At 55.9% G+C, this 19,779-nt stretch carries 20 protein-coding genes; 19 read left to right on the forward strand and 1 reads right to left on the reverse strand.

What is annotated here, in order from left to right:
• Positions 1–17 precede the first annotated feature (17 nt).
• The 19 genes from IPN69_00695 to IPN69_00785 all read left to right on the forward strand — a co-directional run bounded on the left by IPN69_00695 (position 18) and on the right by IPN69_00785 (position 19,159).
• Complete coding sequence (locus tag IPN69_00695) at positions 18–851, forward strand: energy transducer TonB (protein ID MBK8809238.1); 834 nt, start codon at positions 18–20, stop codon at positions 849–851.
• Between the two features lie 13 nt (positions 852–864).
• Entirely contained in the window at positions 865–1,392 is a 528-nt protein-coding gene (gene nuoE, locus IPN69_00700; protein ID MBK8809239.1) for an NADH-quinone oxidoreductase subunit NuoE, read from the forward strand.
• 5 nt (positions 1,393–1,397) lie between these two features.
• Positions 1,398–1,781, forward strand: a complete 384-nt coding sequence (locus IPN69_00705) for a nuclear transport factor 2 family protein (GenBank protein ID MBK8809240.1) — start codon at positions 1,398–1,400, stop codon at positions 1,779–1,781.
• A gap of 103 nt (positions 1,782–1,884) precedes the next feature.
• Positions 1,885–2,793 (forward strand): SIMPL domain-containing protein, encoded by a 909-nt coding sequence (locus IPN69_00710; protein ID MBK8809241.1) that lies wholly within the window; start codon positions 1,885–1,887, stop codon positions 2,791–2,793.
• A gap of 85 nt (positions 2,794–2,878) precedes the next feature.
• Positions 2,879–4,114, forward strand: coding sequence for an NADH-quinone oxidoreductase subunit NuoF (gene nuoF, locus IPN69_00715; protein MBK8809242.1), 1,236 nt, complete (start codon positions 2,879–2,881; stop codon positions 4,112–4,114).
• 93 nt (positions 4,115–4,207) lie between these two features.
• Positions 4,208–4,333 (forward strand): 30S ribosomal protein THX, encoded by a 126-nt coding sequence (locus tag IPN69_00720; protein MBK8809243.1) that lies wholly within the window; start codon positions 4,208–4,210, stop codon positions 4,331–4,333.
• A 13-nt stretch (positions 4,334–4,346) separates the two neighbouring features.
• Positions 4,347–6,572 carry a molybdopterin-dependent oxidoreductase gene (locus tag IPN69_00725; GenBank protein MBK8809244.1) on the forward strand — a complete coding sequence of 742 codons (2,226 nt, stop codon included), beginning with the start codon at positions 4,347–4,349 and terminating at the stop codon, positions 6,570–6,572.
• A 4-nt stretch (positions 6,573–6,576) separates the two neighbouring features.
• On the forward strand, positions 6,577–7,056 hold the full coding sequence (locus IPN69_00730) for a hypothetical protein (GenBank protein MBK8809245.1): 480 nt from the start codon (positions 6,577–6,579) through the stop codon (positions 7,054–7,056).
• 24 nt (positions 7,057–7,080) lie between these two features.
• The gene (nuoH, locus tag IPN69_00735; GenBank protein ID MBK8809246.1) at positions 7,081–8,202 is read left to right on the forward strand and encodes an NADH-quinone oxidoreductase subunit NuoH; all 1,122 of its coding nucleotides are present in this window, start codon (positions 7,081–7,083) and stop codon (positions 8,200–8,202) included.
• A 56-nt stretch (positions 8,203–8,258) separates the two neighbouring features.
• On the forward strand, positions 8,259–8,816 hold the full coding sequence (locus IPN69_00740; GenBank protein ID MBK8809247.1) for an NADH-quinone oxidoreductase subunit J: 558 nt from the start codon (positions 8,259–8,261) through the stop codon (positions 8,814–8,816).
• Between the two features lie 211 nt (positions 8,817–9,027).
• Positions 9,028–9,333 carry an NADH-quinone oxidoreductase subunit NuoK gene (gene nuoK / locus IPN69_00745; protein MBK8809248.1) on the forward strand — a complete coding sequence of 102 codons (306 nt, stop codon included), beginning with the start codon at positions 9,028–9,030 and terminating at the stop codon, positions 9,331–9,333.
• Between the two features lie 95 nt (positions 9,334–9,428).
• Positions 9,429–10,661 (forward strand): peptidylprolyl isomerase, encoded by a 1,233-nt coding sequence (locus tag IPN69_00750; GenBank protein MBK8809249.1) that lies wholly within the window; start codon positions 9,429–9,431, stop codon positions 10,659–10,661.
• 69 nt (positions 10,662–10,730) lie between these two features.
• The gene (nuoL, locus tag IPN69_00755; protein MBK8809250.1) at positions 10,731–12,920 is read left to right on the forward strand and encodes an NADH-quinone oxidoreductase subunit L; all 2,190 of its coding nucleotides are present in this window, start codon (positions 10,731–10,733) and stop codon (positions 12,918–12,920) included.
• An 80-nt stretch (positions 12,921–13,000) separates the two neighbouring features.
• Positions 13,001–14,611, forward strand: a complete 1,611-nt coding sequence (locus IPN69_00760; protein MBK8809251.1) for an NADH-quinone oxidoreductase subunit M — start codon at positions 13,001–13,003, stop codon at positions 14,609–14,611.
• Complete coding sequence (locus IPN69_00765) at positions 14,611–15,234, forward strand: DUF1684 domain-containing protein (protein MBK8809252.1); 624 nt, start codon at positions 14,611–14,613, stop codon at positions 15,232–15,234. The genes IPN69_00760 and IPN69_00765 overlap by 1 nt, the downstream gene beginning before the upstream one ends.
• A 16-nt stretch (positions 15,235–15,250) precedes the next feature.
• Positions 15,251–16,789, forward strand: a complete 1,539-nt coding sequence (locus IPN69_00770) for an NADH-quinone oxidoreductase subunit N (protein ID MBK8809253.1) — start codon at positions 15,251–15,253, stop codon at positions 16,787–16,789.
• Between the two features lie 9 nt (positions 16,790–16,798).
• The gene (locus IPN69_00775; GenBank protein MBK8809254.1) at positions 16,799–17,431 is read left to right on the forward strand and encodes a chloramphenicol acetyltransferase; all 633 of its coding nucleotides are present in this window, start codon (positions 16,799–16,801) and stop codon (positions 17,429–17,431) included.
• Positions 17,428–17,919 (forward strand): hypothetical protein, encoded by a 492-nt coding sequence (locus IPN69_00780; protein MBK8809255.1) that lies wholly within the window; start codon positions 17,428–17,430, stop codon positions 17,917–17,919. The genes IPN69_00775 and IPN69_00780 overlap by 4 nt, the downstream gene beginning before the upstream one ends.
• 313 nt (positions 17,920–18,232) lie before the next feature.
• On the forward strand, positions 18,233–19,159 hold the full coding sequence (locus tag IPN69_00785; protein ID MBK8809256.1) for a hypothetical protein: 927 nt from the start codon (positions 18,233–18,235) through the stop codon (positions 19,157–19,159).
• A 73-nt stretch (positions 19,160–19,232) separates the two neighbouring features.
• Here the strand turns inward: IPN69_00785 and IPN69_00790 are convergent, their stop codons facing one another.
• Positions 19,233–19,727: a GAF domain-containing protein gene (locus IPN69_00790; protein ID MBK8809257.1), complete on the reverse strand. Its 495-nt coding sequence runs from the start codon at positions 19,725–19,727 to the stop codon at positions 19,233–19,235.
• Positions 19,728–19,779: the final 52 nt, after the last annotated feature.

Consider the following 19,779-nt stretch of genomic DNA (forward strand, 5'->3'; position numbering starts at 1 on the left):
GCTGTTGTTTTTGGCTGATGTCGAAATCCGAGATTTACACCAAAGGACTTGTGGGCGCTTTCATTCTTTGCGTCTTGTTGCCCGCAGCGGTTTCGGCGCAGGAACGCTGTGGGATCAAACTGAGGATCTTTGAGTTCAAAGAAGAAGGATCGTCCGAGCAGTTTCCTGTCGACGATGCGCAAATAACGCTTTCGGATGCGGAATCGGGCAAAGCCGCGACACCGATAAAGAAAGACGGTTCCCGGTTCGCTGAGCTGAACGTCGGCCGAACCTACCGAATAGAGATTCGGAAACGCGGATTCAAGACAACGATTGACAGAATCGGTTGCGAGGATAATGATGTGACGATTCCCGCGTCGCGGATTTTCTTTGTCTGGCCCGGCAAGGAAGCGGATATCGTTTCGCCCGCGCTGTTCGATTTGCGGCGGGTTAAGAAGAATTCGCCCGCGCTGTTCGATTTGCGGCGGGTTAAGAAGAATTCGGAAACAGTTGGTGACGGACGCAGCGATGATTTGACGGCAGTTCCGGATACTGACATCCCGCCGATCGTATCGGCAAACTCGCAAAGTACGGCGGAGCTGCCTGGCGAAGTTGTTAATGGGAAGGCGAAGAATCTTGTCGTCCCAAAGTATCCGGCCGCCGCCCGGGCCGTTCGCGCGATCGGCACCGTTTACGTGATGGTCACAATTGACGAACTAGGCTACGTCGTATCCGCCAAAGCCATTGGAGGTCATCCGTTGCTCCGAGCGGCATCGGTGAAGGCGGCCAGTGAATCGACTTTCTCGACAACTACTATCGAAGGGTATCCTGTTAGGGTAAAAGGCGTGGTGGTATACAATTTTAGGCCGTAGGCGAAAGAACAAGATGGCATCAGTAGCAACCGACTATACGAACAAGATCAATTACACCGACGAAGTAGCGGAGTTCTCTCCGGCGGTCGTCGCCGAGATGGAATCGCATTTGAAGAAGTATCCTGAGGAACGGAGCCGTTCGGCACTGATCCCGCTTCTTTTTGTGATTCAGCGCGAACGCGGTTGGATCGACAACCAGGGAGTGAACTTCCTCGCGAAGTTCCTCGGACTCGAGGTCACGGATATTTGGGAAACCGCGACGTTTTACTCGATGTTCAATCTCCGCCCGGTCGGACGCCATCATATTCAGATCTGCAAGACCCTGTCGTGCAAGATAATGGGCGAGCCGGACATCACGGACCATATCTGCGGCAAACTCGGCATCAAGCCGGGAGAGTCGACCGAGGACGGCAAATATACCGTGACGCTCGTCGAATGCCTCGGCAGTTGCGGCACGGCACCGATGATGCAGATCGGATTTGATTACCACGAGGATCTGACGATCGAAAAGGTCGACAAGATCCTCGATTCTTTGGAATAAAGCCAATGAACAACCGCCAAATCGTTGAAAGTCTGTACAAGGCGTTCGCATCCGGCGACATTCCGGGACTTCTCGGGTCGTTTGCCGACAACATCGAATGGACCGAAGCCGAGGGATTTCCGTACGGCGGGACGTATGTCGGCGCCGGCGCGATCGTCGAGAATGTCTTTCTGAAACTCGGGAGCGAGTGGGAAGGTTACAGCGCAGTTCCGTCGCAGTTCGTCAGCGACGGGGACACGGTCGTCGCGCTCGGCCGATACAGCGGAAAATATTGTGCGACCGGAAGATCGATGTCGGTTCCCTTCGCACACGTCTGGACGCTTCGCGACGGCAAGATCGCCAGATTCGTCCAGTACACGGATACGCTGAAGGTGGCCGAGGCGCTTTGATCTTTATTAGTAAGCCGCTGGTTTTCAGTCGGCGGCGATTCGGGATATTCCGCGTAAACGCTCTCCTCGGCGGGTTAGGTAAATTCTTTGTTTGAGGTGAGTTATGAGAAAAGGGTTCTGGATTTTTGTTATTTTGTTCTTTGTCAATTCGTTTTCGTTCGGACAGGAAAGATCAAATGCGTCGACCTACGGAAACACCGAACGGCGCCGGTCGCTCGCGACCGGCGAACTTGCCGGGAGCGAGGCCACGAAAGACGTCACCGAGGTCTTCTTTCTTGAAGCCACCGTGCTGATGAACGTCAAGGCCGACGAATTCGTCGCGTCGTTCGGAGTTCAGGGCGAAGGCCAGACGAGCGCTTTGAGCGAACAGTCGGTCGACACGAGGATCGACGCGCTGCGCTCGAAACTCGGAACGATCGGGATCACGGATATGTTCGTGGATTTCATCAATCAAGCGCCGTATTACGAGTTCGACGCATCGGGGAAGGTGGCGACTGAGAAGCTGAAGGGCTACAAAACGGCGAAGAACCTGATGATCCGGTTCAAAGACCGCGGCCTGCTGCGCCAGATCACGAATCTCGCGAACGCCGCGGGCATCTATGACCTGATCAAGATCGATTTCGTCGTCAACGATTTCGCCGGAATCAAGCAGCGAATGCTGACCGAAGCGACGAAGATCATCAAAGCGAAGGAGCAAACGTACGCGGGACTCGGGATCACTTTGAAACCGGTCGGTGTCGTCAATGAGAAGTTCAATTCGTATTCGCCGGATGAGCTCTATCAGGACTATACGGCGTATGAAGCGGGCAATACCCAGGGTTACCGCCGCGTTATTCAAAAAGCAAAGGCGTCGACCTCGTACTACGACGGTTTTGACGGAAGGGATTTCGACCTGACGATCAACCCTGCCGGGCTCGAACCGAATGTGCAGGCAGTGATGTATCTGAAGGTAAAATATCTGCCGACGATTCTCCCGGAGAACCGTTGCTGCGCCGAAACGAAAACGAAGTGACAATGAAAACTGCGATAGATTCGGGCTGGTAATTCTTGTTATGGAAATCAAAGCAATCGGATGTGAACCGTTACAGCTAAAGCTGATGCACGTCAAAGACGGGCACACGCTGAAGGTGTATCAGGATGCGGGCGGCTACAAATCGCTGAAAAAAGCGATGGGCATGTCGCAGGATGACATCATCAACGAAGTCAAGGCTTCCGCGCTACGCGGACGCGGCGGCGCGGGATTCCCGACCGGCATGAAATGGTCGTTCGTGCCGCGCCAGTCGCCGAAGCCGAAGTATGTCGTTTGCAACGCGGATGAATCCGAGCCGGGCTCGTTCAAGGACCGTTATCTGCTTGAGCGCGATCCGCATGCCGTCATCGAAGGGATGATCATCGCCGGATTCGCCCTCGGAGCTTCGACCGGTTACATATACTTCCGCGGCGAATACAATTACCTGATCCATATCGTCGATGCCGCGCTTGAAGAGGCGCGCGCCGCCGGAATCCTCGGCGACAACATCTTCGGCACCGGTTTTTCGATGAACATCCACACGCACACCGGCGCCGGCGCTTACATTTGCGGCGAGGAGACCGCGTTGCTGTCGTCGCTCGAAGGGTTCCGCGGTCACCCGCGGATGAAGCCGCCGTTTCCGGCAGTCGAGGGGCTTTACGCTTCCCCGACGGTCGTCAACAACGTCGAGACCTTCACGTCGGTCCCGCAGATCATCGAGATGGGCGGAACCGTATGGCGCGATCTCGGCACCGAGAAATCGGGCGGCACGAAACTTTGGTCGATCAGCGGTCACGTCAAGAAGCCCGGCGTTTACGAACTTCCGATGGGTTATGCCGATATGGAGAAGTTCATTATGGAAGACTGCGGCGGAATGCTCCGCGACGACAAGAAGCTCAAAGCCGTGATCCCCGGAGGGTCGAGCGTTTACATTATGAACGCGGACCAGATCATCGGTAAAAATGTAACGCTTGATTACGAAGGACTTGTCGAAGCGGGCTCGATGCTGGGCACGGGCGGGATGATGGTTATGGACGAGACCGTCGACATTATGGAATCGACCAAGAACCTGACCGAATTCTATCGTCACGAATCGTGCGGCTGGTGTACGCCCTGCCGCGAGGGAACGGATTGGCTGGTGAAGATCTTTAACCGGATCTCGACCGGCGAGGGAAGACCGGAAGACGCGCAGTTGTTGCTCGATATTTGCGACAACATCGAAGGCAAATCGTTTTGCCCGCTCGGCGACGCTGCTGCGTGGCCGATCCAGAGCGCGATCAAGCGTTTTCCGGAAGACTTCAAGAAATGGCTGAATGCAATTTAGATTTTAGATTTTGGATTTTGGATTGGTTCTCAGGCCCCCAATCCCCGAATGATCCAAAATCTGAAATCCAAAATCTAGAATTGGAGAATCATTATGGGAAGAGGCGATAAAAGAAGCAGACGCGGAAAGATCTTTGCGGGATCGCACGGCAAGAGCCGTCCGAAGACCACGAAAAAGAACACGCCGCCGAAGGCTGAGACCACAAAGAAAGACGCATAGGCAATAGTTGAAAATGTCAGCAGAACTAATCAAAGTCACGATAAACGAGCAGGAATACGAGGTTCCGAAAGGAGCCCGCCTGATCGACGTTTGTCACGAAAAGGGTTACGGAGTTCCGTCGTTTTGCTATTACGGCGATCTCGAAGTCCAGGCGTCTTGTCGTATGTGCCTCGTGCGCATCGAGAAGATGCCGAAACTTCAGACCTCGTGCACGATCTCGTGCACGGACGGGATGATCGTCACGACGCAAAGCGAGGAGATCGAAAAGGCGCAGCGTTCGATGGGCGAGTTTCTGCTCGCCAATCACCCGCTTGATTGCCCTGTTTGCGACCGAGGCGGCGAGTGCGAGCTTCAGGAAGTCATTTTCGATTGGGGCGAAGTTGAAGAGCGCTTTTCGGAAAAGAAGAACGCTCAGCCCGAGAAATATCTGTCGCCGATCGTCGCCAACGATCCGCAGCGCTGCATCGTTTGCAAACGCTGCACGCGCGTCTGCCACGAATGGATGGGTGAAGACGCGATCGAGGCCGGAAACCGCGGCGCGAACACCGTTATCGGAACTTACGGCGGTTGGTTGGGTTGCTCGCAATGCGGAAACTGCATCGAGGTCTGCCCGACCGGAACGCTGCTCGACGGAACCTACCGTCACGAAACGCGTCCCTGGGAACTCGATCAGACGGTGACCACCGATCCGTACGGTTCGGACGGAATGCAGATCTCGATCGGCACGCGCGGCGGCAAGGTTCACCGCGTTGTCGCCCGCGACCGATATGTCAACGGTCTTAACGGCGAGTTTCTCGACGTCAAGGCTCGTTTCGCGCACGATTTCATCAACTCGCCGGATCGCATCAAGACGCCGTTGATCCGCTACAAAAAAGGCGGCAAACTGATTCCCGCGACGTGGGACGATGCGATCGCGCACGTCGCCGCGAAATTCAAGGAACACGGCAAGAACGTCGGCGTCGTCGCTTCGCCGCGGCTGACGAACGAGGCTGTTTTCGCGCTCAGGAAATTCGCGCAAGATGTTGTGCACTCAGATGGTTACGCCGTTTCGGACGTTTCCGATCCCGGTCCGTTTTTCGAAAATTTGAGCGCGCCGCTCTGCACGCATAAGGAGATTCGTTACGCAAGAACGATCCTTCTCGTCGGCGGCGAACCGGAAGAAGAACAGTCGTTCACGGCGAAGCAGATCCGCCAGGCGGTCAAGAACGGCGGCGCGAAACTGATCGTCATCAACGACACTCCGATCCGACTCAATTCGGCGGCGAGCCAGTTCGTCCATATCAATCCGAATTCGTACGATGCCTTTGTTTCGACGTTCATCGGCAACGGCAAAGAGACCGGAAAGCTGGGCATCGACGCAAAAGAGATCGACGCGATCAACCGGACCATCAGCGAAACCGAGGGCGATCTGATCATTATGGTCAGCGGCGAGCTTTCGGCGGACGCGCAGGCAGCGCTTGCCGGTTCGGCCGCCAGATTCGGCGCGGAAAACCGTCGCGTGCTGCTTCATCCGTTGTCCCGCTACAACAACTCGGTCGGCGCGCACGATATGACTCCGGGACGGAAGCCGGTCGCGGATGTCGTCAAATCGGCAAAGGCGCTGCTTATCGGCGGAAGCCTTCAGGATGCTTCGGTACTTGCCGGCAAGGATTTCGTCGTGGTTCAGGAGCTTTTTGAAACTGAAACGACGACTCACGCGGACGTCGTGCTTCCCGCCGCGAGCTTCGCCGAGGTCGATGGCACGTATACCAATAATTCCGGATTCGTCCAACGCGTCCGCCAGGCACTCGAACCGCAAAACCAGGCGAAGGCCGACTGGGTGATCACCAGTCTCATCGCCCGCGAGATGGGAGTCGATTTCGGCTTCAACTTCGCGGCGACGGCAGTTTTCAAGGCGATCGCCGATTCGACTCCGGCGTACGAAGGCCTGCGTTACCCGAATCTGAAAGATGAATCGCGGCCGGTTCAGGTAAAGCACGCCGTTTCGACCCCGGACGTTTCCGAACGGTTTAAGGCACTAGCCGAAAGCGCGTCGAAGCTTCCGGACGCGGCCGAGAAGTTCAACGAAACGCCGCGCGTCGGACACAAACTGCATCGGTTGACGACGATGACGTCGAAGACGCCGCAGTTTCATCTGCTCGCGGCGGGCAATCCGAAACCGGAGAGCCTTTTCGTTTCGCCGCTGGTCCAGCTCAATCCCGACGGGAGCCGTCGAGATTCGGCCGTGGCAGCGGGTTAGGTCTATGAAATTTGCCGCGTTTTTGCTTTTCGTTTTTTTCGGCGGCTTGAAGATTTTTGCGCAGGACGGCAGCGATATGAAGTATGTCAAGCCGTCCGATTTGAACGATTCGCATCTCGGACGTACGCTGCATATCGATTTCTTCAGGAGATCGTTCTCGTTTTTTGGTTCGCCGCGCGATTTGGATTCGATCGAGATCGACCTCGACGGCCGAAAGTCGAGATTTGTCGAGCACCGCGTCGATGACGGTTTCAACAACTGGTTCAAGGATCAGTATCTTGAGGCGGTTGAGATTATTGACCGGTCGCGTTTGCGGATCGTTCGATTTGAACTCTTGAAGTTAGCCGGCGACAGTATATTTGTTCGCGCGTATTTTCGCTGTTTCGACAAAAAAGGCGTTGAATCGCCGGCGAAAGCGTTCAGTCGCGAACTGACGTTCAAAAAGGCGGACATTGCCGAACTTTTGTTTGAGGCTTCGAACTGATTTCCGTTCGATGCGTTTTGAGAAATGGAACAAATCTTAAAAACAGCGTTTCCGTTCATCGTTTTCGCGACCGCGATCGGCGTCGCGTTCGGCGGCGTGATGGTTGTCGTCGCGTACACGGTGCTTGCCGAACGAAAAGTCCTCGGCTGGATTCAGGGCCGCATCGGACCGAATCGCGTCGGCCCGTGGGGACTTTTGCAGCCGTTCGCGGATCTCCTGAAGTTCATATTCAAGGAAGATCTGACGCCGGACAAATCGACGAAGTTTATGTACTTCCTCGCGCCGCTCGTCGCGCTGACGTGTGCGCTGCTCCCGATGGTCGTTTACCCGTTCGGCCCGCAGATCAGCGATCCATTGAGCTGGCTCGTTCCGAAGGTCGAGGGGATCGCCTATCTCGGACCGGTCGTCGCATATGTCGCGGAAGCAGCGAAAGAGATGCCGCTGACGATCGCGCGGATCGACGTCGGCGTGCTCTTCGTGCTCGGCATCACATCGGTCGGTGTTTACGGGATCGCGCTCGCGGGCTGGTCGTCGAACAACAAATACAGCCTGATGGGCGGTTTGCGTTCGTCGGCGCAGATGATCTCGTATGAACTCGCGATGGGGGCGTCGGTGCTCGGCGTCGTGATGCTTGCCGGAACGCTTGACCTGAACGGCATCATTTTCGCCCAGGCGCAATCGCCTTTCAAGTGGTACATCATCCCGCAGTTCATCGGCTTCATCGTTTTTCTGATCGCGGCCTTTGCCGAAACGAACCGCGTTCCGTTCGACCTGCCGGAAGCCGAAACCGAGCTTGTCGCGGGCTTCCACACCGAATACTCGGCGCTCAAATTCGCGCTCTTTTTTATGGCGGAATACGTGAATATGTTCACGGTTTCGGTGATGTGCACCGTTCTTTTTCTAGGTGGCTGGTATGTCCCGGGTCTTTCGCGGATATTCGAGGTCGGGTCGATTCCGTACGCGCTGATCAGCGTCGGCGCGTTCGTCGCCAAGATCTGCGCCTTCCTGTTCTTTTACATCTGGGTCCGGGGAACATTGCCGCGCTTCAGATTCGACCAACTGATGAACTTCGGTTGGAAGTTCTTGCTGCCGCTCGCGCTGGCAAACGTGATCCTGACGATCATCGTCGTCTTTTTGTTGAATTAGTTTAGAGTTCCGCCTGAGGGCGGCGTTCGGAGTTCCGCGTTCACGCGGCAAATTCTATGGCAACCACAGTCTTGTTTTTCATTTTCGCCGGACTCGCGATCGGATGCGCGATCTCGATGGTCTATCATCGCAATCCGCTTTATTCGGCGGTTTCGCTGGTCGGAGTCTTTGTCGCGCTGTCGTGCATCTACGTGACGCTTGCGGCGCCGTTCATCGCGGCGGTCCAGATCCTGGTTTACGCCGGAGCGATAATGGTGCTTGTCATCTTCGTGATAATGCTGCTCAACCTCGATCGTGACAAACCGGTGACCCGCCTCCGCTATTTGTACGCGGTCGGTGGATTTCTCGGGATCATCCTGCTGGCGCAGACGTTCTTCATCGTCGCGGTCGTCATGAAAGGACCGAAAACCAGTATCGATCCGCAGGAAACGGTCGGCAAAACGCTGTCGATCGGGACGAATATGTACACCGAATATCTGCTGCCGGTCGAGATCGTCGGGGTTTTGCTTTTGATGGCGATCATCGGCGGCGTCATTCTGGTGCGGCGTTTGAGTCAACCGGAAATCGAACTGGTCGTCGAACAGGAAATGGAACGACGACATATTGGGGACTAGGGATTTGGGATGTGGGATGTGGGATTTGGGAATTCGGATTTGGGATTTGGGAATTCGGATTTGGAAATTGGGAATTGGGAATTGGGAATTGGGAATTGGAATTTTGAATAGGAATTTGGAATTCAGGGTCTTTCGAGGTAATTGAGTTGTTTTTTGAATTTGCTGCGTTTCTGAGATCCGAAATCAGAAATCACAATTCCGAAATTAGATTATGGAACCGAGTTTATCAACTTATCTGGCGCTCTCCGGCATATTGTTCACGATCGGCGCGGTCGGCGTGATCTTCAAACGCAACGCGATCGGGATGTTTATGTGCATCGAGTTGATGCTCAACGCCGTTAACCTGACGTTCATCGCGTTCTCGCGTCATTACGCGGACGTGACGGGGCAGTTGTTCGTCTTTATGGTGATGAGCGTCGCGGCCGCCGAAGCCGCCGTCGGACTCGGCATCATCATCGCGTTCTTCCGCAACCGCGTTTCGGTTGACGTCGACGACGCGAGCATTTTGAAGAATTAAGGGCACTTCCGGCGGAACGACGGTCAGGCGTTATCGGAATCGTTTGAGATCGCGTTTGATCCGGCCGTCAAGTTGAACGACTGAAATCACTGGATATGGACAAAATAGTCAGAAACATCGGAATTATCTTCGTTTTCGCCGGTTGCATTACCGTCACGGCTTCCGCCGTCGAGAGCAACGTCCCGCATTCAACTGCCCGGCCGCTCGTCGTCGGGACGCCCTGTACGACGAGCGTTTCGCAGAAGGAAATCGGATTTCTGCTAGCGGGTGGCTCACCGGAAACACGGCGGAAGATGACCGATCCGGCCTTCAGGAAACAGCAATTCGACGATCTGAGGAGGATGTTCGCGATCGCCTGTCAGGCCGTCAAGGACGGCTTTGCCGACGAATCCGACAGTGGTGCGGTGCTGAAGCTTATGGAGATCGGCGTGATCGCGCAGGAATACGACCGGATCACGTCCAAGACGAGCGGCGCGACGCAGTATGAATGGATAACGACCGAACAGATCGAAGAGTTTTACGGCGATCGGCAGAATTTGACCGACTTTGAAAACTTCCAGGCGCTCCAAAAGCGGAAAAGCCCCGAAGAGACGCAAGACGGGCCGGAAGCACGTCGGGAATTCGCCGTGATGATGATCGCCTACCGCGAATCGCTGGAACGCGCGAACGAACTGCCGGCGGACTTCCGGGAACGGACGGATTTTGCGGTCAGGGCCCAGCAGGCGCAGTATTTGAATCGGCTGTACTCCGAACGCGTGTTGGCTCCGAAAACGAAGGCAACTGACGCCGAGATCGACGCATATATCGCCGCCAGACCGCAGTATTCAACGGTGGCGAAGAGGAACCGCGCCGAGGGCATCTTGAAACGGGCGTTGGCGGGCGAGAACTTTGCCGTGTTGGCGCGGACGAACTCGGAAGATCCGGGCAGCAAAGCGGCAGGCGGTCTGTACGAAAACGTGGTTCCCGGCACCTTCATAGATGATATTGAAACGGCAGCGCTCCGGCTCGCACCGGGCGAGATCGCTCGGCAGCTGGTCGAATCGTCGTTCGGGTTTCATATCGTCAAGCTCGAACGAAAGGGCGAGACTCGTGACGCCAACGGAAAGCTGGGTATGACATTCGACGTGCGCCACATCCTGATCTCGACGATGGTCAAAGAATCGAATTCACCCGCCGCCCGTGAAATTCCGGTGCGGGAGTTCGTCCGCAATACGATTGAAGACGAGCGCGAGAAGTTGGCGATGGACGCAATCGTGAAGGCGAATCCGGTGACGATCGCCGGCGAAGCGCCGAACGCGACAAAAAAACCGGCACCACGCAAGAAGTAAGGGACCGGACGACGGGCGGCACCACGGACGCATCTTTTCGACACGTCCGGCAGTGATACTAATAGCAAAATGGCTGAGAACAATCTTTTAAGTCTGATCATATTCGCACCGCTTGCCGGCGCAGTCATCAACTGGCTGGTCGGCGGCAAGCTGAAGAACGAACTCTTCAGCGGCGTGCTCGCCTGCGGCACGATCTTCGTCTCGATGATCGTCGCTTTCTACATCGCTTTCATTGCCGACGGCGGCGCTCTTCACGCCGACAAACCGGTCCTCGATCATCTCTGGACGTGGATGCAGGTCGGCGGATTCCGCGCGGACTTCGGCCTCGGAATGGATCGCCTGAGCGGTATCTACGCGTGCTTCGTGACCTTGGTCGGCTTTCTGATCCATATTTTCGCGACCGGCTATATGCACGGGGACAAGGGTTTCTATCGCTTTTTCGCGTATATGAACCTGTTTATGTTCTCGATGCTGACGCTCGTGCTCGCCGACAACTACCTGCTGATGTTCGTCGGTTGGGAAGGCGTCGGACTCTGCTCTTACCTGCTGATCGGTTACTACATCAAAAAGGACGAAGCGCGCGAAGCGGCCAAAAAGGCGTTCGTGATGAACCGCATCGGCGACTGGGGCGTGCTGATCGGGATTTTCCTTCTCTTCTCGCTGACCGGCACGATCTCTTTCTTCGACAAAACCGTCGACGGCGTTCAGGTTCAGAGTGTTTTCAACTACGTTCTTGCCAATATGTCGGCCGATCCGTTCACCTGGGGCGCGATCGTCGCGGGCGGAATGACATCGGTCGGAGTCCTGCTTTTCATCGGCGCGACCGGCAAATCGGCGCAGATCCCGCTTCTGACGTGGTTGCCGGACGCAATGGCCGGCCCGACGCCGGTTTCGGCGTTGATCCACGCGGCGACGATGGTCACCGCGGGCGTTTATCTCGTCGTCCGCTCGAACGCGATCTACCAGTTTGCACCGACGGCGATGTGGATCATCGCGGTTATCGGTGCGGCGACGGCGATCTTTGCGGCGACGATCGCCATCGCCCAGAACGACATCAAGAAAGTTTTGGCCTATTCGACCGTTTCGCAGCTCGGATTTATGTTTCTTGCGGCCGGCGTCGGGGCGTTCGTCGTCGCCATCTTCCACGTGATGACGCACGCGTTTTTCAAAGCGCTGTTGTTCCTCGGCTCGGGCTCGGTGATCCACGGAATGCATCACGAGCAGGATATGCGCAAGATGGGCAACCTGCGGAAGTATATGCCGGTCACCTTCATCACGATGTGCACCGGATGGCTGGCGATCGCCGGAATCCCGATCTTCGCCGGATTCTTCTCGAAAGACGAAATTCTCTATAAGACCTTCGCTGCCGACAAATACTTCCCCGCCGGGGCTTTTCCCGGAGAAGAAGTGTTGTGGACCGTCGCTATCATCACCGCTCTTTTGACGGCCGTTTATATGACGCGAATGATGGTGATGACCTTTTGGGGCAAGGAGCGCTTTCACGAGGAAGAAGCCGAAGTCCACGCATATTCGGGCCACGACGACTCGCAGACGGACGCGCATTCGGACGTTCACGACGAAGAAGACGAACATCATCATTTGCCTGCCGATTTCAAACCGCATGAATCGCCGTGGGTGATGACCGTGCCGCTCATCGTGCTCGCGTTTCTCTCGACGGTCGGCGGTTTGATCGGAGTCCCGTATGCGATGAGTTCGCTGGTCGGAGCCGGCGAGGTGAATGCGTTCGAACACACGCTCGAACCGGTTGTCGCCGAAAAGGCGAAAGGCGCGCACGACGAACACGGAGCGACGGCTCCGCAAGCTGAATCAAAAAAGACCGAACCGGCGGCCGATCATAACGCGCATTCGCCCGAGGTCATCTTGAAGGAACTCCTTTTGGCCGGACTTTCGGTCGTCGTCGCGTTGCTCGGAATGGGTATCGGCTGGGTTCTCTTCCAAAAGGACCCGCTCCGCAAAATGCCGAAGATCCTCGAGGAAAAATGGCGGCTTGACGAGTTTTACAATGGGTACATCGTCGATCCCCTGACGAATTTGTCGCGTGCCGTTCTGTGGAAGGGATTCGACCTCGGCGTCGTCGACGGATTCGTCAACGGCATCGGATCGCTCGTCGCGGCGCTCGGCGGAACGATCCGTCGTGTCCAGATGGGCTTTGTACGCGGTTACGCGGCGTTCATCCTGCTCGGCGCGCTGGTCGTGATCGGCTATTTCGTTTATTACGGATTGAAGCTTATTAGATAAGAGACGATCTTTGGTCTTCGAACTTTGATCTTGGATAGAACGAAGATCAAAGATGAACAATCAAAGTTCACACCAATAAAATGGATTTCATTACGGAAAATCTTCTGACGATTCTGATCCTGCTTCCGGCCTTCGGCGCGCTCGCCGTGGTCGGTCATCAGATGTTCTGGAAGCAAGAGAGTCACTTGAAATGGATCACGCTCGGTCTGACGCTGGTCAATTTCGTTGTTTCCCTGCTGCTCTTCACCGGCGCAAAAGTCTCGGCCAACGGGTTTATGTTCGAGAAGAACATCCCCTGGATCAGGGCGATAAACACCAATTACCACATCGGCGTTGACGGCTTGAGCTTCTGGCTCCTGATCCTGACGACGTTCATTATGCCGATCGCGGTACTTTCGACCTGGCACGCCGTCGAAAAGAGGCACGCGGCGTTCTATGCGTTTCTGCTGTTGCTCGAGAGCGCGATGATCGGTGTCTTCGTTTCGCTCGATCTGCTCGTCTTCTACCTCTTTTTCGAAGCGTCGCTGGTGCCGATGTTTTTCCTGATCGGCGTCTGGGGCGGCGAAAACCGCATCTATTCAGCCGTCAAGTTCTTTATTTTCACGGCGTTCGGGTCGCTGCTGATGCTGGTCGCGATCATCGCGCTCTACTATCTGTACGCGGGAGTCAACGGCGGTGTCGGATCGTTCGATTTCGTCGCCATCCTGAACGCGATGAAATCCGGAGATCTGTTGATCGCCGGACAAACGGCTTCGCTTCTCTTCTGGGCTTTCGCCATCGCCTTTGCGATCAAGGTCCCTCTGTTTCCGCTCCACACGTGGCTGCCGGACGCGCATACGGACGCGCCGACGGCGGGTTCGGTGATCCTTGCGGCGGTGCTTCTGAAGATGGGAACGTATGGTTTGATGCGCTTCAACTTCGCACTGTTTCCGGATTCCTCCAAGGAGTTCGCCTATATTTTCATCATTCTGGCGATCATCGGCATCATCTACGGCGCGCTCGTCGCGATGGTCCAGCCCGATATCAAGCGACTCGTGGCCTATTCGTCGGTCGCGCATATGGGCTACGTGATTCTGGGAATGTTTTCGTTTACCGAAACCGGAATGCAGGGGGCGCTTTACCAGATGCTGAACCACGGCGTTTCGACCGGCGCGCTCTTCCTGCTCGTCGGGTTTATTTACGAGCGCCGTCACACGCGGCAGATCACGGATTTCGGCGGCGTCGCGAACGTGATGCCGCTTTACGCGACTTTGTTCGTGATCACGGCGATGTCATCGATCGGATTGCCGCTCTTGAACGGTTTCGTCGGTGAATTCCTGATCATGGTCGGGATGTGGAAATCGACGGTCCTCGGAATTACCGACTCGGCCAACTGGAACCATATCGCGACGATGCTCGCCGGAACCGGCGTGATCTTTGCGGCCGTCTATCTGCTCTGGATGATCCAGCGCGTCTTCTTCGGCAAGCTTACGAACCCGAAGAACAGATCGCTCAAGGATCTTAGCTGGCGCGAGATCGGCGTGATCGCGCCTTTGCTCGTTTTGATGGTGTATATGGGCGTTCACCCGGCACCGTTCCTGAACCGCTCGAAGGACGCGATCATCGCGATCCAGGAGCGCGTCGTTCATCAGGCCGGCGGAACGATCGAGAAAGCCGAGAAACCTGGAGAGCCGGCGAAACCGGCACATTGATGCGCCGGACGTTATCGATATTTTGCGGTCTTCTGATTTTTGCCGCGACCGTCGCGGGGCAAACGTTCTACGGATCGACCGACGTCAAGACGTTTCGCGCGGGCCGCGACGGCGAGTTTCGAAATCGGTCCGAATCACCTCTGCTCGACGAGGATTTCGCGAATGTCAAGGGGCTGAATTATTTCGAAACGTCAGACAAGTTCGTCGTCGCGGCGAAACTCGAAAGGGGCGCGGGAACGGAAAAGTTTGTTTTGCCGACATCGGCCGGCACGACCCGTAAGTATTTGAAATACGGGACTTTGAAATTCAAGATCGACGGCGGGGAGTTTTCGCTCACGGTTTTTCAACCGGAATCGAAGCCGAAGATTGCGGCCTACGCCGATCTGCTGTTCATCCCGTTCCGCGACCTGACGAACGGCAAGGAAACATACGGCGGGGGACGTTACATCGACCTCAAAACGCCGGCGAGCGAAACGGTCGTTGTCGACTTTAATCTGGCGTACAACCCGAATTGCGCGTATGGCAGCGATCGATACAGTTGTCCGGTGCCGCCGAGAGAGAATTTTTTGCAGATCAAGATCTTTGCGGGCGAGATGAACTTCGAACACGGCCCGAAAGAGTGAAGTTTAACCGAAGAAAATGAACACGATCCTTTTACAGACTCTGACCAACCCGAACGTTAATCTGGCAGCGGTTTTGCCGGAAATGGTCGTCGCGCTGACGGGCATCATCGTGATGCTCTACGACGTCTTTGTTCCGAAACAGCGAAACGTGACGACCGCCATCTCGCTGATCGGGCTGGCGATCGCCGGCTATCTGACGCTCTCGATGTGGGGCGAAGCGACGCAGAATTCCTGGAACGGAATGATCGCGACGGATCCGCTGAGGCTCTCGTTCTCGATCGTTCTGATCTTCGTCGCGGCGATGACGATCCTTGTTTCGACCGTTTGGGCCGAACGCGAGACGATCCCCGTCGGCGAGTATCACGCGCTCCTGCTTTTCGCGACGTTCGGCAGTATGTTTATGGCTTCGGGGAACGATTTCGTGATCATTTTCCTTGGACTCGAAACGCTGTCGATCGCAACCTACGTGATGGCAGGACTCCGGAAATCCGACCTGAAATCTAACGAATCGGCGATGAAGTACTTCATTCTGGGTTCGTTCGCATCGGCCTTTCTGCTCTACGGGATGGCGCTCATTTACGGCGCAACCGGTTCGACGAACATCACCGAGATCGCCGTCCGGATCGCAACGCCGAACTTTCCCGGACTCCTTCTGATCGGCGGCGCGATGCTCGTCATCGGTTTCGGATTCAAGGTCGCGACGGTTCCCTTCCACGTCTGGACGCCGGACGTTTATGAAGGCGCGCCGAGCCCTGTTACCGGCTTTATGGCGGCCGGACCGAAGGCCGCGGCGTTCGCCTCGTTCATTCGCGTTTTCGTCATCGGATTCCCGTTCGTCGCCGGCGCGACCGCCGCCGGTTACCTGCACGAGTCCTGGATCACCGCTCTCGCAGTGATGGCGATGCTGACGATGACGGTCGGCAACATTTCCGCGATCGTGCAGAACAACGTCAAGCGAATGCTCGCCTATTCTTCGATCTCGCACGCCGGCTACGCGATGGTCGGATTCATCGGCGCCGGCGTTGCCAAAACAAACGAAGGGCGTGACGTGGCTATCGCGGCCGTCGCCTTCTACTTGCTGACCTACGCCGTGACGAATCTTGGCGCGTTCGCGATCGTGTCGCTCGTCGGGCAAAAAAACGACCGGCGGACGGAGTTCGAGGATTACAACGGAATCGGCTTCAAGTCACCGGTGATCGCGTTCTCGCTTTCGCTTTTTATGCTTTCGTTGCTCGGGATGCCCTTGACTGCCGGGTTTATCGGTAAGGTTCTCGTCTTCCGCCCGGCGCTCGAGGCCGGCAGCGTCCTGCTGACGACGCTGGTTGTCGTCGCCGTCGTCAACACCGCGATCTCTGCGTACTATTACCTGCGGCTGATCGTCGTGATGTTTTTCCGGGAACGCACGACCGACTGGCTCGAGCCGAAAATGCCGGTCGGAGTCGCGGCGGCGATCCTGATCACAGTTATCGGCGTTTTCTATTTCGGCGTCTTCGCAGACAGCTGGATCGAAAAATTCACCAACCCGATGCCGGTCGCCGCGGCCCAGTCCAAGTAAGCTTTTCGAATGCGGAAGATCGACATCGGAAGTTGGAAACGGAGAACGACATTCGAGTATTTCAAGGATTTCGAGGACCCGTTCTTCAATCTCACGGCGCCGGTCGATGCGGGATCGCTGTATCGATTCGCCAAAGCAAACGATCTGTCGTTTGCACTGATGTCACTTCATTGCTCCCTTCAGGCCGCGAATTCGATTCCGGAACTGCGTCTGCGGATCATCGGTGACGAAGTCGTCGAATTTGACCGGATCCACGCGACGCAGACGATTCTCAACGCCGACGATACTTTTTCCTTCTGTTACTTCGAATACCACCCGAACCCGATCGACTTCGTCCGCGCGGGCAAAGTGTCTCTCGACAAATACCGAGGCCTGAAGACCTTCGACGTTGAGGACGAACGGCTCGACCTGATCTACTACTCGGTCATACCCTGGGTTTCGTTCACGAGTTTCAAACACGCCAGCCGCCACGATAACCGGCAGTCCGTCCCGCGTATGGTCTTCGGAAAGTTGTATCGGGACGGCGAAAGGCATATGATGCCGCATTCGGTCGAGGTCCATCACGCGCTTGCCGACGGCCTCCACGTCGGGCGCTATTTCGAGGCGTTGCAAACAACTATGGATGCGGTTGGAAATTTATGAGTTTTGCCGTCGAGACAATCACGAAGATTCGTCAGATCCTGGCCGACGAATGGCCGGCGGTGATCTACCGCGACCGCGTCCGGACGCAGCGCACGCGAGCTTACGCGCTCGACCTTCCGATGCGCGAACAGCGGACGTCGATCCAGTACACATTGCTCGGGATCGAGCTCAAGGTCGGCAACAAGCGTTTCAACTGCCCGGACCTCGGCACGGCGCGCTATCTTCAGGTATTCGCGCGATTGGGCTGTTACGACTGCGCGGTACCGTACGATATCACTAAGATCTCGCCGGTCGCCGACGCGCTCGAAACGGGCTGGCAGAAGTCGTTGCTGCTGCTCGACGAGTTCTCGTCGGACAAAACCGCAAGCGTCCGCGGCCGCATACGTTCGGCGCTCGTCAACGAACTCCGGCGCGAACTAACCGAGATCGGCGCCGGACCGCTAATGCCGGAGTTCCGGCAATCGACAAAACAGCGGAGTAGCGGATAGTGCAACATAGTGCAGAGTGCTGCAAAGTGCAGAGTGCATAGTGCAGAGTGCATAGTGCATAGTGCAGAGAGCATAGTGCAGAGTGCAGAGTGCATAGTGCATAGTGCAAAATGCAGAGTGCACAGTGGATGAAATAGTTCTGTTGCTCTGCACCCTGCTCTTTGCACTATGCATTCTGCACTATGCATTCTGCACTATGCACTTTGCACGCACTCTGCACTATGTTGCACTCTGCGGCATTATGCGCGCTTTGCCCGATGGTGTTATACTTGGCTAGCGAGCCAAATTGAATTTTGGCTTTCATTTTGGACCGATGTTCGACGCAGCAATCCAGAGGACGGCAACCGAAACGCTGCCGTTTCCCTTTAACAAACAAACATTCTGCCGGTACGAGCCGATCGAGAAAAAGATCGAGTTCGCGAAGGTTCTAATTGTAAACGATCTGCTCCGCTACGAATCGGACCTGTCCGAAACCGCTTTCAAGGAGCTCGGCGAAGCGGGAGTCAAGAGCCTTCTCAAGTTTGAGAATATGGTCTCCGGTATGGCGTGCGACAACATCGCCAAAAACGTCATACGCCTCGTTCAGCAGCCGAAATTCCTGACGGTTCATCTTTCGGAAGTTTCAGAGGCGGCCCGCGATTTTGCGCCGGACGCGATCGTGATGAGCGGCACGTACAGTGACTTCGACTATTACAGCACCGAACAGCTCGTTCACTTCGGCCATTTCGTCCGCGAGACTCAGATTCCGATCCTTGCAATCTGCGGCGCGCATCAACTGGTGGCGCACAGCTTTGGATCGAGACTGAAGACGCTTGACGATCTCGAACTCTCGCAGAAGCGTAAGAACCGCGTTTCGGAGTATCAATATCGATTCGTGAAGATCATCGATACCGACGACGATATTTTCGACGGGATGCACGACCGGCAATCAGGGGTCTGGCAAGATTACACAAAGGAATCGGACATTCTCCGCGTCTGGCAAAATCACGCCGTTCAGGTCGTCGGCGTTCCCGAGGGATTTCACCTGCTTGCGACGTCATATCTTTGCAAAAACCAGATGATGGTCAAACGGTGCGACGGACAGCTGATCTACACGGTCCAGTTCCACCTCGAAAAATCGTTCGAGGAATGGTCGAAAAACCCGACGCGCTGGGAACACCAGAACGAATCGCGCGACGGCCGGATCCTCTTCGAGAATTTTCTGAAACTCGCGTTGAAGCACAACGAAGCGCGTTTATGATCATTTGCATTCGAATGTTACTCGCAGAAACGCCGCGCTCCGAACCAACGCACAAAGATCCGTCGAATCGCCATTAGCCGTCCATTTCCAATCCTTCGATGATCTCAACGATCCGTTCCAGTCCCTCGCGGTCGAGTTCCGAAAAATCGTCCAACTTGTCGCTGTCGACATCGAGCACGCCAAAGACGTTCCCGCTCTTGTCGAATATCGGAACGACGATCTCCGAACGCGATTCGGAAGCGCAGGCGATGTGTCCCGGAAACGCGTCGACGTCGGCGACGATGACCGTTTCGCGCGTCGTGTAAGCGTGGCCGCAGACGCCCTTGTCGAAGTCGATCCGCGTACAGGCAAGCTTTCCCTGAAACGCGCTGAGCACCAGCTGGTCGCCTTTCTTGAGATAAAATCCTACCCAGAAGAATCCGAACGCTTCCTTCAGGACCGCAGTGATGTTCGCAAGATTCGCGACGAGATCCGTCTCCCCCGCGACCAGCGCGCTGATCTGCGGCACCAATTCCCCATATACAACCGCGCGATCCGCGCCTTTCGTAAATGCAACGCTTTCTGCCATACCGATAGTTTAGCAGAGTAAGCGGTGAGCGGTGAGCGGTGAGCGGTTTGAG

The sequence above is a fragment of the Acidobacteriota bacterium genome, assembly GCA_016715115.1.
Taxonomy (GTDB): Bacteria; Acidobacteriota; Blastocatellia; order Pyrinomonadales; family Pyrinomonadaceae; genus JAFDVJ01.

Excerpts from the sequence above, each read along its gene's own strand:
- IPN69_00695 (MBK8809238.1), top strand. The coding sequence starts at position 18 with ATGTCGAAATCCGAGATTTACACCAAAGGACTTGTGGGCGCTTTCATT.
- nuoE (MBK8809239.1), top strand. The coding sequence starts at position 865 with ATGGCATCAGTAGCAACCGACTATACGAACAAGATCAATTACACCGAC.
- IPN69_00705 (MBK8809240.1), top strand. The coding sequence starts at position 1,398 with ATGAACAACCGCCAAATCGTTGAAAGTCTGTACAAGGCGTTCGCATCC.
- IPN69_00710 (MBK8809241.1), top strand. The coding sequence starts at position 1,885 with ATGAGAAAAGGGTTCTGGATTTTTGTTATTTTGTTCTTTGTCAATTCG.
- nuoF (MBK8809242.1), top strand. The coding sequence starts at position 2,879 with ATGCACGTCAAAGACGGGCACACGCTGAAGGTGTATCAGGATGCGGGC.
- IPN69_00720 (MBK8809243.1), top strand. The coding sequence starts at position 4,208 with ATGGGAAGAGGCGATAAAAGAAGCAGACGCGGAAAGATCTTTGCGGGA.
- IPN69_00725 (MBK8809244.1), top strand. The coding sequence starts at position 4,347 with ATGTCAGCAGAACTAATCAAAGTCACGATAAACGAGCAGGAATACGAG.
- IPN69_00730 (MBK8809245.1), top strand. The coding sequence starts at position 6,577 with ATGAAATTTGCCGCGTTTTTGCTTTTCGTTTTTTTCGGCGGCTTGAAG.
- nuoH (MBK8809246.1), top strand. The coding sequence starts at position 7,081 with ATGGAACAAATCTTAAAAACAGCGTTTCCGTTCATCGTTTTCGCGACC.
- IPN69_00740 (MBK8809247.1), top strand. The coding sequence starts at position 8,259 with ATGGCAACCACAGTCTTGTTTTTCATTTTCGCCGGACTCGCGATCGGA.
- nuoK (MBK8809248.1), top strand. The coding sequence starts at position 9,028 with ATGGAACCGAGTTTATCAACTTATCTGGCGCTCTCCGGCATATTGTTC.
- IPN69_00750 (MBK8809249.1), top strand. The coding sequence starts at position 9,429 with ATGGACAAAATAGTCAGAAACATCGGAATTATCTTCGTTTTCGCCGGT.
- nuoL (MBK8809250.1), top strand. The coding sequence starts at position 10,731 with ATGGCTGAGAACAATCTTTTAAGTCTGATCATATTCGCACCGCTTGCC.
- IPN69_00760 (MBK8809251.1), top strand. The coding sequence starts at position 13,001 with ATGGATTTCATTACGGAAAATCTTCTGACGATTCTGATCCTGCTTCCG.
- IPN69_00765 (MBK8809252.1), top strand. The coding sequence starts at position 14,611 with ATGCGCCGGACGTTATCGATATTTTGCGGTCTTCTGATTTTTGCCGCG.
- IPN69_00770 (MBK8809253.1), top strand. The coding sequence starts at position 15,251 with ATGAACACGATCCTTTTACAGACTCTGACCAACCCGAACGTTAATCTG.
- IPN69_00775 (MBK8809254.1), top strand. The coding sequence starts at position 16,799 with ATGCGGAAGATCGACATCGGAAGTTGGAAACGGAGAACGACATTCGAG.
- IPN69_00780 (MBK8809255.1), top strand. The coding sequence starts at position 17,428 with ATGAGTTTTGCCGTCGAGACAATCACGAAGATTCGTCAGATCCTGGCC.
- IPN69_00785 (MBK8809256.1), top strand. The coding sequence starts at position 18,233 with ATGTTCGACGCAGCAATCCAGAGGACGGCAACCGAAACGCTGCCGTTT.
- IPN69_00790 (MBK8809257.1), bottom strand. The coding sequence starts at position 19,727 with ATGGCAGAAAGCGTTGCATTTACGAAAGGCGCGGATCGCGCGGTTGTA.